This is a genomic window from Terriglobus sp. RCC_193, from assembly GCF_041355105.1.
GTDB lineage: Bacteria > Acidobacteriota > Terriglobia > Terriglobales > Acidobacteriaceae > Terriglobus.
On record NZ_JBFUPK010000001.1, the window covers coordinates 19,635 to 37,550 of the forward strand.

Below are 17,916 nucleotides of genomic sequence, written 5' to 3' on the forward strand. Positions count from 1 at the left end.
GTCGAAACTTTCCTTGCAAAATGGTTGCGAATCGCAGCAGAACGCATGGGATGAGCTGCGATGAACGGTTAGGAATAGGAACTATACAGTTGCAGACTGCGGCACCAGCGCTGTGATGTCCTGATCGTAGATATCCTTCTTGCGATCAGCCAGGGCAGTAAAGCGCGTGTAGACCTGATCCAGCTCATCTTTCGTCAGATTGAAGCCAAGTTCCTTCAGGCGATGTTCCAACGCACGACGGCCGCTGTGCTTGCCCAGCACGATCGTGTTGGAGTTCACACCAAAGTGCGCGGCGGACATGATCTCGTACGTCAGCGGATTGGCCAGCACACCGTGCTGATGAATACCGCTGGCATGTGCGAACGCATTCTTGCCCACGATTGCTTTGTTGGGCGAAGGCGTGAACGAGATGATCTCGTCCAACATGCGGCTTGTCGGCCCAATCTGATCCAGCACCAGATTGTTGGTATAGGGGTACAGGTCGTTCCGAATCTTCAGAATTGCCGCTACCTCTTCCAGAGAAGCGTTCCCTGCACGCTCGCCAATGCCATGCATGGCTACTTCTACCTGGCGTGCGCCACCCTGCAGGCCCGCAACGGTGTTGATGACGGCAAGGCCAAGGTCGTCATGGCAGTGCGTGGAAAAGATGATCTTGTCTGCATTGGGAATACGGCCGCGAACCATCTCAAACATGGCGCAGTATTCCACAGGCGTGGAGTAGCCCACGGTATCCGGAAGGTTGATGGTGGTTGCTCCAGCATCAATCGCTGCCTGCACAATCTGAATCAGAAAGTCCGGGTCAGAACGTGTGGCATCTTCGGCGGAAAACTCCACATCATCGGTATAGCTCCTGGCCAGACGCACGCATTCTGCTGCCTGATCCAGTGCCTGCTGGCGCGAGATGCGCAGCTTCGCTTCCAGGTGAAGATCACTGGATGCAATGAAGACGTGGATGCGGTTTGATGCGGCTGGCTCAATGGCTTTTCCGGCGCGTTCCACGTCAATGGTCTTGCAGCGGGCCAGCGCGGCAATGCGCGGACCTTTCACTTCGCTTGCAATCGCACGAACCGATTCAAAGTCGCCGTCAGACGCGATAGGAAAGCCGGCTTCAATAATATCCACGCCAAGCGCCGCAAGCTGATGGGCGAAGCGGAGCTTCTCCGCATGGTGCATGGTGCAGCCCGGTGATTGTTCACCGTCACGCAACGTTGTGTCGAAGAAATACACGCGATCCGAAGCAGTGCTCATGGTTTCCTCTTGAAACACAGTATAGCGATAAGCAATCCTTATATGCAGTGATAGCATCATCATAAGTTTTTATAGCGAATGAGGTGGTCGGACTGCATGTCGGCTTCTTCGGAGAAATGCCGTGGATCTGTTTGCCCTGGAAACCTTTCTTGCTGTAGCGGAAGAGCGCAGTTTCTCGCGGGCGGCCGTTCGTCTGCACCGCACGCAGCCTGCTGTCAGCCAGGCCATTTCGAAGCTGGAAGGCGAGCTCGGTGAGGCGCTTTTTGACAGGGGGGCCCGTGATGCCACGCTCACCGATGCGGGGGAGGTCCTTCGCGAATACGCTCAGAAACTGCTGAACCTGCGTGTGGAAGCAAGGCACGCCCTGGGTGAGTTGCGCAGCCTGCACCGCGGGAGCCTGAATCTCGCTGCCAACGAATACACCTGTCTTTATTTGCTGCCTGTGCTGGACCGCTTCCGGCGTGTACATCCCCGGATCAAGGTCACTGTGCAGCGTAGCCTGGCAAGCCGCATTCCGGATGATGTGCTTCTGCATTCCGTGGAGATTGGCGTGCTCAGCTTTAAACCGGAAGACCGCGCGCTGAAATCCATCGTGGTCTATCGCGATGAGCTTGCGTTTGTCGTGAATCCTCGACATCCGATGGCGAAAACGGAAGAGGTGTCGATCCGTGATCTTGGTGGACAGCACTTTGTTGCGCACAATGTCCCTTCACCGCAGCGCGACAAGGTGTTCGAGGCCTTTCGCCGGCATCGTACGAACCTTCTTATTGATGTGGAATTGCCCAGCCTGGAGGCAGTCCGTCGTTTCGTGGAGCTGGGAAACGGCGTGGCGCTGGTTCCTGCACTCACAGTGGAACGAGAGCTGAAGTCCGGTGCCCTCACCCGCGTCCGCGTTAAAGAACTGCAGATGGAGCGCAAGCTGCGGCTGGTCCATCGGCGCGAGGCGAACCTCTCCCATGCCGCGATTGAGTTTCTGCGTGGTGTCCGGGAGTACGCGGAGGCCACGGAAGGGTCGTATTGTTTCCTGCCGGAACGGGGCGATTGAGCCTCCGAGCGAAAGGAAAGTTTTCATTTCTGAAAGATTCGCTGCTCACCGAATAGCAGTGCCGCAGTCCTAACAGGTACAATCAGAAGCTGTACGTCCTCTGCGCGCGCCCGAACGGCGCCACACCGAACGACGTTGAGGTTGGTCATACGAATGAAGAAAACGATGTGGATGTGCGCCCTGCTCGCTGGCGCGTTAGCGGCTCATGCTCAGGAGAGCCGGCAGGATGTAAGCATCAGCGCTTTGGGGAATATTCCTCCCCAGGTCAATGGGCGCGGTATTCAGGTCAATGCAGATATGGCATTGGGCGCGCTGGCCAGCTACCGTTTTATGCTGACCCCGCGTAGCGCTCTGGAAGCGAACTACGGTTTCTCGCAGTACATGACACAACTGCGGAATACGAGCTTCAATACCTACCAGATTCACACACGCCAGCAGGAAATCTCCTTTGGCTACGTGTATAGCCGCAACTACCGTAACTACAATCCGTTCGCGGAAGTCGGTATTGGCGCGTACGTGTTTTCGCCCATTCGCGATTTCGACACGCAGTCTCTGGACGCCAAGCGTCAGATGAGTCTCGGCGGCTTCTTCGGAGCCGGTGTTGCGTATGAAATCAGCCCCAGCTATGACATCCGCATCGGCTATCGCGGCGCTATCGTGAAGACGCCCAGCTTCAAGCTGCCGTCAGACGCCTACAACACGGGCCGCTACGAAGTGATCTCCATGCCGACGCTCGGTGTTGCTTACCACTTCTAAAAACGCCGCATATGTTTCAACAGAAAAGCCCCGGAGCAATCCGGGGCTTTTCTGTTGCTGAAATCCTGCAGCAGCGACTAGTGGAAGTGATACGCCACGCCTACGCTGAATGCCTGAGGGGCAAGAGAACTGCCGCTGGATGGAAAACTAAACCAGTGCTGGTAGTCGTAATCGCCCCGGAGATTGATGGAACGGGTGAGGTTGTAATCCAGGCCACCCCCAAAAGCCATCAAGTTGTAGGCGAGGTTGGCGCGATCATACGGAAAGTTGAATACACCACGGCCATACGAAACGCGTGCATAGGGATTAAACCGATTCTTGCGGAGGATAACGTATCGACCGCCGAGTTCGTAGGTACGTTCGTAGAGTTTGTCATTGTTCGGGGTGTTTGCCTGGCGGAAATTAAATTCCACACCCCAGTGAGGTTTGAAATCGTATGCGGCATATGCACCCCAGCCACGATAATGCGGCCCATAGTCTGACGACACGATGGTGAAATACCCACCCGCCTGTAGATCGGCTTTGCGATAGGCTGTGGCAGTACCTGCCTGGCCATTCGCGTGTGCCGGAAAGTGCGAGCAAAGGAATACGGTGGCAAGCACCGCAGCAAGCTTGGATTTCTGTCTTCGTAGCGGCAAGAGGACTCCTTTGTGCTGTAGCTCAATTTTGTCCGGGCTTTTAACCCTTAGCCCTTGCACATACCTTGGGAACTATGAGGCGGCAAACAGGTCTCTTCTGCTCTTTTAACGTTTATGAAGGCCCTGGGCTTAGACGATGGATAGTTGGGGGACTTGTCTAAGCCGGACGAGTCTATCGTTCCCTCGTCCGGCCTGACCCATCACTGTTGCGGCGGGGCGGGCGGATTTGCCGTTCCGGTTGTGCCAGCCGCAGGGGCGGGCGTCGCGGTTGTATCCGCAGGAGGTGCACCGGCGGACGGTTGAGCTTGTGCGGGAGCTGCTTGCGTTCCGGTACCTGCAGCCGGAGCGCCGATGGCATTGCCGTTTGCGTCGGTGGTTGCAGCGGCACCTGCCGCTGCTGCCGCCGCTGCGCCTGCTCCCGCACCATCAACTGGAGGCTTGTAGTAGCTCAGCTTCAGGTAGACCGGAGTAACTTCAAACGGCATCTTGTCGCGCGAGGAAAGCAGTGGTTCGTACGATGCGTGCATCTGCACCACCTGATCCGTCCAGGGATCAAAGCGCAGGAAGGACGACAGTGGCATGGCCGCGTTCTGCTTCAGGTCGTTCTGATCCAGCTTCGGACCTTTACCGACTAATGGCTGGAGCCAGAAGGTGTTCGTCTTTACATCCTTGATCAGCGAATCACCAACCATCGGATCGTTCAGCGCGGTGAGTGCCTTTGCGCGATCCTGAAGCTGTGCCAGGTAAAGACCAAACTGGCTTGCTGCCTCGTTCAGTTCCTTGGGCTGCAGCAGTTCCAGGGTCTTCTTTGCTGCCTCTTCGTTGTCCTTATCCGTGTGATGCATCGGGATCTTCTGGAACGCCGAAGTATCAGGGAAGAGGAGACGATCATTGAACGCGTACTTCGTGTCCAGGCGATGTCCCTGGAGGATGTGCGCAACCTGGAAGGCGATGACCGCGTACAGGTTGTTCACCTGTTCGTTGTTATTGCCCGGAACAGCAGTGGTGTCAATCAGGCCCTTGGACAGAACGATGGTATTGCCAATCGACAACGACTCCAGCGGTTCCGTCAGCAGGGTACGCACGCGGATGGGGCGTGCCACCTGAATGTTGTTATAAGCCAGAATATTGCCGGCAATCTGCTCCAGAATCTTGTCGAAGTCTGAAGGAGAATCCAGCAGGCCAGCCTGGAAAAGCCGGTTCACGACATTATCTTCTGCCTGCTGCACCCATGCACGCTGTGCGCCAAGCGGAGAGACATCCTGAGCGTCGTTCGAGACGTCCGTTGCGCCCTGAACCTCCACATCCACATTCTCGGCATCGCTTGTGGGAACCTTCAGCGCGTATCCCCAGACGTGGTTCACTGCCTTGAACTTCACGGTGTTTTCCGTGCTCTTCGGATCGCTCTCTTCTACGTAGAACGACGTCGGCAGCCACAGGTTCTCCTGCGCGTTGGTGCGCCAGGAATCGAAGTGGTAGAACTCGCGGAAGTCTTTTTCGCTGCCGGCAAACGAGCCATTAAAACGAACGATATTTCCGTTGCGGCGCTCCACCCAGATGCGGCCAAAGAAGCGACCGCGGGAGCCGCCTTTGGCGGGTTCCACGTCGAAGACCATCGTGGGCACGGAGCCGAGAAAGTCATTGCGGACAAAGCCAAAGTTGTAGTTCGTCTTGTCGAAACCGTGGGCATCCACCAGGATCATCTGGACAAATCCCACTTCATTGAATTGAAGGTGGAACTGCTTGTTGATGCCGGTAATGTACGACATGGAACTCTTGAAGAATCCCTTGGACTTGTGGTCCGCGGTCTCGTAGCTTTCTCCATTGAGAACCTTCTTGAAGTCCACTCGGCCCAGAAAGTGCTGGTCAGAAACCGGGACCTGCAGAAGCGCCGGATCGGGCTTCATATTCTGGATGTAGGTCTCAACGAGTGGCGCACGTTCCTGAATAACTTTAATGACTTCCTGCTCACGCGCGATGGCTTTATCCAACAGCGCGGACTGGGCCGGGGTTAACTTGCGTGCGGGTAGATCATCCTTTTTCTTCTTGCTCAGGATTGGAAATGCAGCCAGCGCCGGCATCGCCGAAGCGGTGAGAAGCGTGGCGGCAACACCCACGATGCAAGACCTGCGAAGGTTCCTCATGGTTTGAACGGCTCCTATGAAGTTCCGGGTAGGGAACAGGTTTCAGCGTACACAAAATCTGACCGGAATTAAGCCAGAGTCTCTTACCAAAGTAGGAGACCCTGCCGTTTTAGCCGGCGAGCTGGAAGTTAATGTTGACCACGCCATCCCAATCGGTCGGTTGACCGTTGGACATCGCGGGCTGGAAACGCATACCCTGTACGGCTCGCACCGCTGCTTGATCCAGACCATGGCCAAGACCGCTCTGAACGCCAACCACGGAAACAGCTCCAGACGCTGTGACGTGAATTTTGACGTAAACGGTGCCTTCCAGGCGTAGACTTCGCGCTTCTTCTGTATATTGCGGCTTCGGTTTATAGAGCACCTTCGGCGCACTCTTGGCCGGACCGGCATTGACCTGGGCCTGCGGAATGGACGGAGGGGTGGGACCTTTGGCAATCGCAATGGCGCCCACGGGCTTGGCCGTCAGCGGGCCAGTACCACCGGGAACGCCTGTGCTGATGCCTTTAATCGGCTGTGGGGCATTGTCACGGCCGCCCATCTGGCCGTTCGGAGAGCCGGAACCAGCAATTGCAATCTTCGACGGCGGCCCAAATCCGGTATTGCCCGCTGGCATGCCCGGCGCGCCGCTATGGCCCAGGTTGACCGGCGATACGGCCGGACCGCTGGTGTTGTTAATCGGATTGGTCAGGTTGCCCAGACGAACTGCAGACGGATGAGCGTCATGGTTCGGTACCGACGCGGCCTGCGCAATGTTGACCGCTACCGGTTTCGGTGCGGGCGGAGGCGTTACGGCCTTCGGCGGCGCCGGCGTAATGATGGGCTGGGCCTTCAGAACGGGCTGCGGTTGGACCTTCGGCGGTTCCGGAACCTCAATCTTCGGAACGTTTGGCTGAATTTTCGGCGGCTCCACCTTCACCACCGGCGGCTTCGGGAGCTTCGGCGGCGGCACAGGTTTCGGCGGTTCCGGCGGCTTCACATTGTTAAATGTGATGGTCTTCTGTGCCTGCTGTTGAACGACATGTCTCGCCGTCAGGACGCTGATCCAGATGAGGAGCGCTGCCAGCGAGGTATTGATGAAAAACGCGGCAAAGAAGCGATTCTTGCGCTTCTCTGAATCTTCCATCACACCAAAAGTCTTAAAGGCTAAATCCCGTTGCGAAAGGAACGGTGTTGCCGGAGACGCAGTCTGGCCTCCGGGCACACGGTTTCGCTCGTGATCAGGCATTTCGTTTGCCATACGTCGTGCAATCCTCAAAATTCAGTATCAAACAGGCGATGACCGGAGTCCTTGGTCCGCCCTATACCCGCTTGGAGCAGGCTTGCTTTACACGCCGTTTTTACGGTCGCGTTCGTTCTTTTGGAATAGCGCTTCCACGCGAAGCATCCGGGAGGATGCATTGAGTGTAAGGCAGGACAGCGCAAGAACTTACCAGCATCATAAGCGACACGGATACGAATGCAATCGAAATCCGTCTCTCTTTTCATGCAAAATCTACGTTCAGGACTCCCTTCATTACTCCAATAGGGGATGAGACGTCCGAAATATGAAAAACGTACACGTGCTTATGCAAGAATCGTAGGCTACGCTGTATCCCCAATCGGCGTGTGATGATAAACCCATGAATTATCTGGTTACCGGCGGTGCCGGCTATATCGGTGGCACTGTCAGCCGCCTACTGTTAGAACGCGGTCATCGCGTGACGGTTTACGACAATCTTTGCCACAGCAAGAAGGAAGCGCTCCCTCCATCTGCAACTTTTGTGGAGGGAGACATTGCCGACGCAAATCTTCTGAGCCAAACCCTCCGCGAAGGTCAGTTTGATGGCGTACTGCATTTTGCCGCTCTCATCGAAGCTGGCGAAAGCATGAAGCGTCCGGACGTCTACTTTCGCAACAACACAGCAGGCACGCTCACGCTGCTGGAATGCATGCAGCAGACCGGCACCCAGCGCCTCGTGTTCTCTTCCACCGCAGCTTGCTATGGGGAACCGAAGCGTGCTCCCATTGAAGAGACGGATGAGCTGAAGCCGACGAACGCCTATGGAGAAAGCAAACTCCTCAGCGAATACATGATGCGTTGGTTTTCTGAGCGCATGGGCCTTCGTTACGCTGCGCTTCGCTATTTCAACGTGGCAGGAGCCATCCCAGGTTACGGCGAGGCGCACGAGCCGGAGAGCCACCTGATCCCGCTGATTCTTGATACCGCACTCGGCCTGCGAGACAACATCCGTATCTATGGCGAGGACTATCCCACAAAGGACGGTACCTGCGTCCGCGACTATGTCCACGTAGCGGATCTTGCAGAAGCACATCTGCTGGCAATGGATTCGCTCGCAACGCAGCAGCGCGCCATCTACAACATCGGCAACGGTCAGGGATTCACCGTGCGCGAGGTGATTGAGAGTGCACGCCGCGTTACAGGGCGTGAGATTCCCGTCATCGCGGAAGCACGCCGTCCGGGCGATCCTGCGGTGCTGGTCGCCAGTTCCGCAAAGATTCAGCGCGAACTGGGATGGGCGCCGAAGTTCGAGCAGCTCGATGCAATTCTTGCCACGGCATGGGAGTGGCACCAGAAACTCCGCGCTGTTTAGAAGCAGTAGCAAGGATGTAGGCTGGCGGCATGTTGCATGACATGTTGCACGTGCCCCTGCCCATCCTGGAAAAGATTCTCCGCCCCATCATCGTGTACCTCACGCTGGTGATCCTGCTGCGCGTTTTTGGCAAACGTGAACTGGCACAATTGAATCCGTTTGATCTGGTAGTTCTGCTGTCGTTGTCGAACACGGTGCAGAACGCCATCATCGGCGAAGACAATTCATTGCTTGGCGGTCTGATCGGTGCGGTGGCGCTTCTGGCCGCCAACTGGACACTGAACCGCATTCTGTTTGCGATGCCAAAGCTCAACAGCGCGTTGCAGGGCAGCAGAACAGTTCTGGTGCGCAACGGCAAGGTAGATGAAGATGCCATGCGCAAGGAAATCCTCAGCCATGAAGAACTCATCGAGGTACTGCACAAGCAGAGTATCCGCGGCCTATCCGATGTGAAGGAATGCACGCTGGAGCCCGGCGGCACGTTCTACGTGGAAACGCGTGAAGAAAGTTTCCCCAGCGTGCGCCACCAGGAAATCCTGAAAAAGCTCGACGCTCTTATGCAGGAGGTGAAGGCGCTGCAGCAGGCATGATTATTTCTTCGCTTCCATCTTCTTCACTTTGGCCAGTTCTTCGTACCAGCGTTTGGGTTTGGTAGCCAAATCCATGTCGTGCAGCGCCTCGCGGTAGCCGCCCATGTAGATGGAATACATCACCGCCAGCGCACATCCCACGCCGAACATAAAGCCGAGAGCGACACCGATCAGCGTGGAAATGGCAAATCCGTACATGCCAAAAGCCTATCAAGTGCGGCACACTTGCGGTGATTGGGGTATCGGCATGGCCAGTCGTGTTGTCTACAACGTAAAATGTCGCGCATGGCTGTAGACGCAACCGTCGCTTCCTCTTCCTTCACGTCGTCCCTTCGCGAAGACCGCATATTTCCGCCACCGGCCGAGTTCGCCGCACAGGCCAGCATTCGTTCCCGTGAGCAATACGATGCACTGTATCGTCGCTCCATTGAAGACAGTGATGGCTTCTGGGCGGAGCAGGCACAACTCCTCGACTGGTTCCAGCCCTTCCACACCGTGCTGGAGTGGAACGTACCCCATGCAAAGTGGTTCACCGGTGGAACGCTGAATCTTTGCTACAACGCAGTGGATCGTCATGCGCAGGGGGCACGTGCCTCGAAAACCGCGTTGATCTGGGAAGGCGAGCCGGGTGAAGTCCGTTCGCTCACCTATAAAGAACTGCACATTGAGGTGCAGCGCTTTGCCAATGTGTTGAAGAATCTCGGCGTGAAGAAGGGCGACCGCGTCGCCATTTACATGGGCGTCTCGCCGGAGATTGTTCTGGCCGTGCTAGCCTGTGCGCGGCTCGGCGCAGTGCACAACGTTGTCTTTGGCGGATTCGCCGCCCAGGCGCTCGCGGACCGCATGGCCGACTCGGAATGCCGCGTGCTCATCACGCAGGATGCCAGCTTCCGTCGCGGACAGGAAGTACCGCTGAAGTCCATCGCCGATGAAGCTGTCGCACGCACACCCGGCGTGGAGCATGTGCTGGTCTATCGTCGCAGCGGTCGCGATGTTCCCATGAAGGAAGGCCGTGATCACTGGCTGCACGAAGAACTCGCAAAGGTCAGTAGCGAATGCACCGCGGAACCCATGGATTCCGAAGATCCGCTCTTCATCCTCTATACCAGCGGCACCACGGGCAAGCCCAAGGGGCTGGTCCACACCACTGCTGGTTACGGTCTGGGAACCATGCTCACCTCCAAGTACATCTTCGACCTGCAGGAGCAGGACGTGTACTGGTGCACTGCGGACGTGGGCTGGATCACAGGTCACAGTTATGTCGTCTATGGCCCGCTCTTGAACGGCGCAACCGCGCTTCTTTACGAGGGCGCACCGAACTGGCCGGAAGTCGATCGCTTCTGGGATATCGTCGATCGCCACAAGGTTTCCGTTTTCTACACTGCACCCACGGCCATCCGCGCCTTCATGAAGTGGGGCACAGAGCATGTGCGCAAGCACTCACTGGCGTCACTGCGTCTTCTGGGCACGGTGGGTGAGCCCATCAATCCGGAAGCGTGGATGTGGTATCACCGCGAAATCGGCCACGAGCGCTGCCCCATTGTGGATACGTGGTGGCAGACTGAAACAGGCTCCATCATGATCGCGCCCATCCCCGGCGCAGTCGCCACGAAACCGGGTTCTGCAACGTTGCCATTCTTCGGTGTGCTGCCGGAGATTGTCACGAAGGAAGGCGAGCCCGTTCCGCCGGGAGACGGTGGCCTGCTGGTCATCCGCAAGCCGTGGCCGGCCATGGCTCGCACCATCTATGGCAATCCGGAGCGTTATCAGGCTGCTTACTGGAATGAGATTCCTGGCAGCTACTTCACGGGAGACGGCGCACGTCGCGATGAAAATGGCTACTTCTGGCTAATGGGCCGCGTGGATGACGTGTTAAACGTCAGCGGCCACCGCCTGGGCACCATGGAAATCGAATCCGCTCTCGTTGCGCATACCAAGGTGACCGAAGCTGCGGTTGTCGGACGTCCGGATGATCTGAAGGGCGAAGGCATCGTCGCGTTTGTTTCTGTGGAAGATGGCATCCATGTCGACAAGGCACTTGAAGACGACCTGAAGAAGTTCGTCGCAAAGGAGATCGGTGCGCTTGCGCGTCCTGATGAAATCCGCTTCACACAGGCGCTGCCGAAGACACGTTCGGGCAAGATCATGCGCCGCCTGCTGCGTGAACTGGCTGCTACGGGCGATGTGAAGGGCGACACGACTACGCTGGAAGACTTCAGCGTGGTGGCAAAGCTTAAGGAGAAGGACGAGGAGTAGTCGTTCGTTTCTTTATCTAACGAATTTCGTCATCCTGAGCGGAGCACGAAGTGCGGAGTCGGAGGACCTGCTTTCTTTTCCCTGACTACGATGCTGCGGGAATAGGGATTCCAGGCAGCATTCCAGAGGGCACAGAGGAAAGCAGGTCCTTCGGCTTCACTTTGTTTCGCTCAGGATGACGCGCCTCGCGCGTGTAGGAATGCTGCTGGTTTCTATAACAAATAAGGGCCTGCTTACTTGTGCAGGTGGCTGCTCGGTTCCGTCGGTAGTGTGAACAGGAACCGGGCGCCGCTGCCCAGTTCGCTCTCAGCCCAGATGCGTCCACCGTGTTGCGAAACGATGCTGCGGCAGATGGCCAGTCCCAACCCGGTGCCGCCCATCACACGCGCATCGGAAGCGTCCACCTGCTGAAAACGTCCGAAGATCAGTTCCAGTTTGTCGCTGGGAACGCCGCGGCCGTGGTCGCGCACTTCAATCGTGGCTTCGCCCGGAGCACTGTAGTGCGCTTCCATGTGAATCTCGCCGCCGTCGGGCGAAAACTTGATGGCATTTGAGATGAGATTCGTCAACATCTGCAGAATGCGATCGCTGTCCACCCACACATGCACGCCCGGCTTGCCGTAGGTGAAGTGGATATTGTTCTTCGCTGCGGTGCCGCTCAACAGATCGGTGGCGCGATGCATCAACGCATCCATGTCGACATCGCTGGAGTGCAGTTGTGCTTTGCCGGAACCAATCCGTTCCAGTTCCAGAATATCGTTCACCAGGTTAACTAACCGATCAGTGTTCCCAATCGCAATACCCAGCATCTGTTCGGTTTTTTCCGGCCGCGACTTCAACGCGCCGGAAGCGATCAGGCCAAGCGACGCACGCATACTCGTCAGCGGTGTGCGTAGTTCATGCGACACGGTGGAGACGAACTCATCCTTCATGCGATCCAGCGCGCGCCGCTCTGTCGTGTCCGTAAACGCCACCACAATGCCAGCCGCGCTGCCGTTGTTGACCATCGGACAGGCCACATACTCTACCGGAAAGCTGGTGCCATCCTTGCGCCAGAACACATCGGTGCTCACGCGCACCGTCTTTGAATCGTGCACGGAGTTGATGATGGGGCAATCGCTCTCCGCATACGGCGATCCATCCGCCTGTGTGTGATGCGTGAGTGCATGAAGGTTCTGCCCCAGGATCACACTTTCAATCTCATCGGTGCGATATCCCAGCATCTGCGCTGCAGCGGGATTGCACACCGTCGCAATGCCGTTCAGATCCGTACCGAAGATGCCATCACCCACGGAATCCAGGATCGAATTGGATTGCCGCGTCAACGCGGAAAGCCGTTCTTCGGCATGCACTTTTTCCGTAATGTCCACGGCGAAGCACAGCGCGTAGTGTTCGCGAGTCGTAGCTTCAATCAGGCGGTTACGATAGGCCAGCACACGCACCTCACCATCACGATGGCTGAATTCGAAGGTCCCCTGTGCCTCACCTGTTTCCGCCAGCACATGCAGATACTCTTCAAATGCCCGTCGTTGATCGTTGGGCATGAAATCGGTCAGAGGACGGTCAATCATCTCCTCCATCGCGTATCCCACGTTTTCCGCTCCATAGGTGTTGATGGAGATCAGCGTACCGTCCAGCGCATGCGTGAAGACCGCGCCCAGCGAGCCTTCAATCAGCGTGCGGTAACGCGCTTCGCTCTCGCGCAGGGTCAGTTCTGCTTCGCGCTGCAGCGTAACGTCGATGCCTGTCGCAATCAGAAAGGCCACTTCACCTTGTGCATCGGGCAGCGCAGTTGCTGTCCATTGAATACGGCGAATGGATTCGTCACGCGTCAGCCAGCGATTCTCATACGCAAAAGGGAAGTGTCCATCGCGCATCTGCTGATAGGTGGCAATGTTGGCTTCGCGATCTTCCGGTGGCACCAGCGTGTCCCACTCCGCACGTCCAACAACGTCGCTTAACGAAAGGCCGGAGATCGTTTCGCAGATGCGATTGAAACGCACAATGCGTCCGGCGGTATCCAGCACCACAACCAGCGCGCCTACCGTATCCAGCACCGCAGAGACGAAGTTGCGTTCCACCGTCAACGCCGACTCCACACGCTGGCGCGAACGTGCATCGCGATCGGCCATGCGTGTCGTCAGGTTCAACTCCAGCCGTGTCATCACCTGCCGAGCCATCAAGCGCAGCGTGGCGGCTTCCATCTCGTTCAACCGGCGCGGTTCTTCATCAAACACGCAGAGCGTTCCCACCGCCTGCCCATCCGCTGTGCGCAGCGGCGCGCCTGCATAGAAGCGATACGCCTTATCGCCTACTGGGATGTAGCCATTGGGATAGTGCCCGTCGTTCGCGGCATCGGGAATCTGAAAGATGTCGTCGCCCAGCACTGTTTCATCGCACGGTGCCTCCGGTCGAGGCATGGTGCGCGAAGGCAGACCCACACGCGACTTGAACCACACTCGATCGCGTTCCACGAACGAAATAGCGGCAGCGCTCGTATCGCATATTTGCGCCACGAGTTGTGTTATCTCGTCCAGCGCAGGTTCGGGCAGGCTGTTGATCTCCAGCCGCTCCAGTGATTGCAGCCGCCGTTCCTCCGGCAGCACCGTGGGGCGGGAGACAGCGTCGCGTTGAAGTCCGGGTGTCGTCATCAGCAGGTCTTACGGCTTGGGCAGTCTGCAGCATTCTCCCGCATCGGCGGGTTCGTTCGCGCTGGCATCCAGCGCCACTTTCCATTGGCCGTTGATCTTCTTCCAGACAGTGATGTAGCGACCGGAGAGTACAACCTCCGCGCCGTTCTTATCCTTACCGCGACCATCATAGTGGCCCCATGTAAATCCCATATCCCCGCTCGGCCCCATCTGTGCGCCCAGGGGTTGCCACTTCAATTCGTATTCGCTGGGATTCCAGTTGGCTGCTGCGGCAATGTTCGCCTTGCCATACGTCGGTTGCTTGCCGTTATTCAGCGTCAGGGCATCATCCGCAAACCAGCTTGAGAACACCTTGCCGCCGCCCTTCACGGTTTCATCGCTGAACTTCGAATCCAGCACCAGCAATTCAATGGTGCCGGGCGACAGCGTCGGTTGCGTCACAGGATTGTTCGTCGGCGCCTTCTTCGACAGAGGATCAAGCTGTGCCGCTGCCGTTATCGGCAGTAGAAGAAGCAGTGCGAATGCAGAAATCGTCTTCAGCATGGAAATCCTCAAGGTTTCACTTTACCCGCAGCCGCAGGAAACAGGTAGAGTGTGGTGGATGCCCTCCGATACCAGCCTGAATACCTCCATGCGTTCCATCCGCAGAGAAATCGCATTATGGGTGCTTGCCGCACTGGCCCTCACGGTGGGATTTGCGCTTGTATCTGCAAGCGGTACGGCACATACCGTCGGTCTGGTATTGCGTGTCGGCGGTGTTCTGCTGCTGGCCTGCTGGGCTGCTTTTATACGTCCGCGACTCACCCCCTGGATCGTTGTGGGCATGGTCGCCGGTGTGGAACTGGGGCTCGACGCACCCTCCATCGCCATCGGCTCGCACTTCCTCTCCAACATCTTTCTCCGACTGGTGAAGACCATCGTCGCGCCGCTGATTCTTGCCACACTCATCAGCGGCATCGCAGGCCACGGCGACCTGAAAAGCGTTGGCCGCATGGGCTGGAAGAGCCTGCTGTACTTTGAAGTGCTCACCACCATCGCGCTGGTGGTGGGACTGGCTGCGGCGAACATTTCGAAGGCCGGTGTGGGCCTCGCATTGCCTGCGGAACTTGCCGGGTCGGTGTCTTCCGCCGCGCCCCTGCACTGGCAGGAGTTTCTGGAACACGTTTTCCCGGAGAATCTCGCAAAATCCATCGCAGAGGGGCAGGTGTTACAGGTGGCGGTCTTCGCGGCCATCTTCGGCATGGCGCTGGCCATGACACCGCGTGATAAGGCCGAGCCTGTACTCCGATTGACCGAGGGGTTAAGCGAAACGATGTTTCGTTTCACCAACATCGTCATGTACACCGCGCCACTGGGTGTCATGTCGGCCATGGCATACACCATTGCGAAGATGGGCCCCGGCGTCCTGGTTCACCTTGGCAAACTGCTGCTCGTCTTTTACGCCGCCCTGCTGGTTTTCATATTCTGCGTCCTGTTGCCGGTAGCCCTGCTGGCGAAACTGCCGTTGAGACGCCTTCTACGACATCTCTCAGGACCGGCGGCCATTGCGTTTGCCACCGCCACCAGTGAAGCCGCACTCCCACGTGCCATGGAGGAGATGGAGGCATTCGGCGTCCCGCGCCGCATTCTTTCCTTCGTCATTCCCGCGGGATACTCGTTCAACCTCGACGGCTCCACGCTGTACCTTGCTATGGCGATGGTGTTTGTCGCCCAGGTGGCAAACGTTCCGCTCAGCTTTGGCACGCAGATTTTCATGATGGGCACGCTCATGCTCGCATCCAAAGGCGTGGCCGGTGTACCCCGTGCGGTGTTGGTGGTGCTGCTGGCCACGGCAGGCACCCTGCGCCTCCCCAGCGAGCCAATCCTCGTCCTGCTGGGCATCGACGCCCTCATGGACATGGGTCGTACCGCCATCAACGTGGTGGGCAACTGCCTCGCCTCCGCTGTGGTTGCCCGGTGGGAGGGAGCCCTCTTTGAGGAAAACCCGGCACCCGCCGTTATCGCTGCGATGCAGGAGTAATTACAATCAGTGGAGGCGGAAATATCCGCTGTCTGCGGCGGACACCTGTCTTGCGCGACAGCACCCCATCCGCAAGGAAACATGAGCAACCACCTCTCGACGATCAAATCTCCGGCTGACGTAAAAAAACTGACCATTCCGCAACTGACGGAGCTGGCGCAGGAGATTCGTGACCGTCTCATCCAAAGCGTAGCGCGTACCGGTGGCCACATCGGCCCCAACCTCGGCGTGGTGGAACTCACCATCGCCATGCACTACGTCTTCGATACGCCAAAGGATTCGTTCGTCTTCGACGTCAGCCATCAGGCCTATGTGCATAAATTGCTGACTGGCCGTGAAGATCGTTTCGATACCATCCGCCAGCCCGGCGGTTTGAACGGCTTCATGCTCCGTACTGAGAGCGAACACGACAGCTTTGGTGCAGGCCACGCGGGGACTGCACTCAGCGCCGCCCTCGGCATGGCCGTCGCGCGCGATCTCAACGGCGGCAGCGAACATATCGTGGCGCTCGCAGGCGACGCGGCCTTCACCTGCGGCATCAGCTATGAAGCCCTGAACAACGTGGCCGCGCAGACCAAGCGCCTCATCATCGTGCTGAACGACAACGAGTGGTCCATCGACAAGAATGTCGGCGCCATCGCAGGCTACTTCCACAAAATCGTTACGCACCCGCGCTTCACCTACCTGCACGACCGCGCATCGGAATTGATTGAACGCTTCGGCGGCAAGACCGCGAAGCATCTTCAGCGCAAGGCAGAGGAAAGCGTCAAAGGCCTGCTCGGCCCGTCCATGCTTTTTGAAGAGTTTGGCCTTGATTACTACGGCCCCATTGATGGACACGATCTTCCGCTGCTCGTCGCCACCTTCCAGTTCCTCAAGGCGCAGAACAAGCCCGTGGTGCTGCATGCCCTCACGCAAAAGGGCCGCGGCTTCCAGCCGGCCATGGACAAGCAGAAGAAGTTCCACGGCCTTGGCCCCTACGATCCCGAAACCGGCGAAACCAGCGCCACCGGGCAGAAGACCTACTCTGAAATCTTCGCGGAAACACTGGTCAAACTCGCCAACAACGATCCCAAGGTCGTTGCCATTACCGCAGCCATGCCCAACGGCACCGCGCTCGATCTTTTCCGTCCGTATCATCCCGGTCGCTACTTCGATGTGGGCATTGCAGAGGAGCACGCGGTGATCTTCGCCGCAGGCATGGCCACCAAGGGATACAAGCCCTTCTGCGCCATTTACTCCACCTTCCTGCAGCGTGCCTTCGATCCCATCGTTCATGATGTGGCTTTGCAGGAACTCCCCGTAGTGTTCTGCATGGATCGTGGCGGCCTCAGCGGCGACGACGGCCCAACGCACCACGGCCTCTTCGACATCAGCTATCTGCGCTGCATCCCCAACCTCGTGCACATGGTGCCAAAGGACGAGGACGAACTCGCCGACATGATGCAGACAGCATTGCTGCACAGCGGCCCATCCGCTATCCGTTATCCACGCGGCAACGGCCCGGGAACTGCTGTGAAGGCGCAGCCCACCGCACTCGAAATCGGTAAGGCGGAAGTCATTGAAGAAGGTTCAGATGTTGCCATCTTCGGCTTGGGCGCGCTGCTGCCTATGGCAAAGGAGATGGCTGCACAACTACGCCGCTACGGTCTTAGCGTCGCCGTCATCAATCCACGTTTTGTGAAGCCCATCGATCGCGAATGCGTCGAGCGCTACGGCCGCTCCTGTGGTCTGCTCGTCACGTTTGAGGATCACGTGCTTTCCGGTGGCTACGGTTCCGCAGTGCTGGAAGCGCTCAATACCGCCGAGATCAACACACCCGTCGTCCGCATCGGCTGGCCCGATCAGTTCATCGAACACGGCAAGGTGGATGCACTGCGCGAGAAATACGGTATCAGTGTCAAAGCCGCCATGGAGCAGGCGGAACCGTATGTTCAGGCCCTTCTGCAGGGTCGTCTCGCAGCCCGTTAATTT

14 protein-coding genes are annotated in these 17,916 nt (G+C 57.7%); 7 read left to right on the plus strand and 7 right to left on the minus strand.

The features are described 5' to 3' along the window. Positions 1-81: 81 nt before the first annotated feature. Complete coding sequence (locus AB6729_RS00095) at positions 82-1,248, minus strand: 2-isopropylmalate synthase (protein ID WP_371079526.1); 1,167 nt, start codon at positions 1,246-1,248, stop codon at positions 82-84. Positions 1,249-1,369: 121 nt separating this feature from the next. Here AB6729_RS00095 and AB6729_RS00100 point away from each other — a divergent pair, with 121 nt between their 5' ends. Together AB6729_RS00100 and AB6729_RS00105 are read left to right on the plus strand one after the other, a co-directional pair. Next, a complete protein-coding gene (locus AB6729_RS00100; RefSeq protein WP_371079527.1) occupies positions 1,370-2,293 on the plus strand; it encodes a LysR family transcriptional regulator in 924 nt (307 codons plus the stop codon). 153 nt (positions 2,294-2,446) lie between these two features. After that, on the plus strand, positions 2,447-3,049 hold the full coding sequence (locus AB6729_RS00105) for an outer membrane protein (RefSeq protein WP_371079528.1): 603 nt from the start codon (positions 2,447-2,449) through the stop codon (positions 3,047-3,049). 77 nt (positions 3,050-3,126) lie between these two features. Here AB6729_RS00105 and AB6729_RS00110 read toward each other — a convergent pair whose 3' ends face one another. From AB6729_RS00110 to AB6729_RS00120, 3 genes are all read right to left on the minus strand, one after another. Continuing rightward, positions 3,127-3,687: an outer membrane beta-barrel protein gene (locus AB6729_RS00110; protein WP_371079529.1), complete on the minus strand. Its 561-nt coding sequence runs from the start codon at positions 3,685-3,687 to the stop codon at positions 3,127-3,129. Between the two features lie 200 nt (positions 3,688-3,887). Beyond that, a complete protein-coding gene (locus AB6729_RS00115; RefSeq protein WP_371079530.1) occupies positions 3,888-5,831 on the minus strand; it encodes a hypothetical protein in 1,944 nt (647 codons plus the stop codon). Positions 5,832-5,940: 109 nt separating this feature from the next. Beyond that, a complete protein-coding gene (locus tag AB6729_RS00120; protein WP_371079531.1) occupies positions 5,941-7,071 on the minus strand; it encodes an energy transducer TonB in 1,131 nt (376 codons plus the stop codon). Between the two features lie 382 nt (positions 7,072-7,453). Here AB6729_RS00120 and galE point away from each other — a divergent pair, with 382 nt between their 5' ends. Together galE and AB6729_RS00130 are read left to right on the plus strand one after the other, a co-directional pair. After that, on the plus strand, positions 7,454-8,425 hold the full coding sequence (gene galE, locus AB6729_RS00125) for a UDP-glucose 4-epimerase GalE (RefSeq protein ID WP_371079532.1): 972 nt from the start codon (positions 7,454-7,456) through the stop codon (positions 8,423-8,425). 41 nt (positions 8,426-8,466) lie between these two features. After that, positions 8,467-9,015, plus strand: coding sequence for a DUF421 domain-containing protein (locus tag AB6729_RS00130; protein WP_371079533.1), 549 nt, complete (start codon positions 8,467-8,469; stop codon positions 9,013-9,015). On the opposite strand, the gene AB6729_RS00135 is transcribed toward AB6729_RS00130, so the two are convergent. After that, positions 9,016-9,213: a hypothetical protein gene (locus AB6729_RS00135; RefSeq protein WP_371079534.1), complete on the minus strand. Its 198-nt coding sequence runs from the start codon at positions 9,211-9,213 to the stop codon at positions 9,016-9,018. A gap of 87 nt (positions 9,214-9,300) precedes the next feature. Between AB6729_RS00135 and acs the strand changes: the two genes are divergently transcribed. Continuing rightward, complete coding sequence (gene acs, locus AB6729_RS00140; RefSeq protein WP_371079535.1) at positions 9,301-11,271, plus strand: acetate--CoA ligase; 1,971 nt, start codon at positions 9,301-9,303, stop codon at positions 11,269-11,271. Positions 11,272-11,504: 233 nt separating this feature from the next. Here the strand turns inward: acs and AB6729_RS00145 are convergent, their stop codons facing one another. Next, complete coding sequence (locus AB6729_RS00145; RefSeq protein WP_371079536.1) at positions 11,505-13,922, minus strand: PAS domain S-box protein; 2,418 nt, start codon at positions 13,920-13,922, stop codon at positions 11,505-11,507. Positions 13,923-13,931: 9 nt separating this feature from the next. Then, positions 13,932-14,465: a DUF4440 domain-containing protein gene (locus tag AB6729_RS00150; protein WP_371079537.1), complete on the minus strand. Its 534-nt coding sequence runs from the start codon at positions 14,463-14,465 to the stop codon at positions 13,932-13,934. A 58-nt stretch (positions 14,466-14,523) separates the two neighbouring features. On the opposite strand from AB6729_RS00150, the gene AB6729_RS00155 reads away from it, so the two are divergent. Both AB6729_RS00155 and dxs read left to right on the plus strand, forming a co-directional pair. Beyond that, positions 14,524-15,942 carry a dicarboxylate/amino acid:cation symporter gene (locus AB6729_RS00155; protein ID WP_371079538.1) on the plus strand — a complete coding sequence of 473 codons (1,419 nt, stop codon included), beginning with the start codon at positions 14,524-14,526 and terminating at the stop codon, positions 15,940-15,942. Between the two features lie 81 nt (positions 15,943-16,023). Beyond that, entirely contained in the window at positions 16,024-17,913 is a 1,890-nt protein-coding gene (gene dxs / locus AB6729_RS00160) for a 1-deoxy-D-xylulose-5-phosphate synthase (RefSeq protein ID WP_371079539.1), read from the plus strand. The last annotated feature ends 3 nt before the right edge of the window (positions 17,914-17,916 follow it).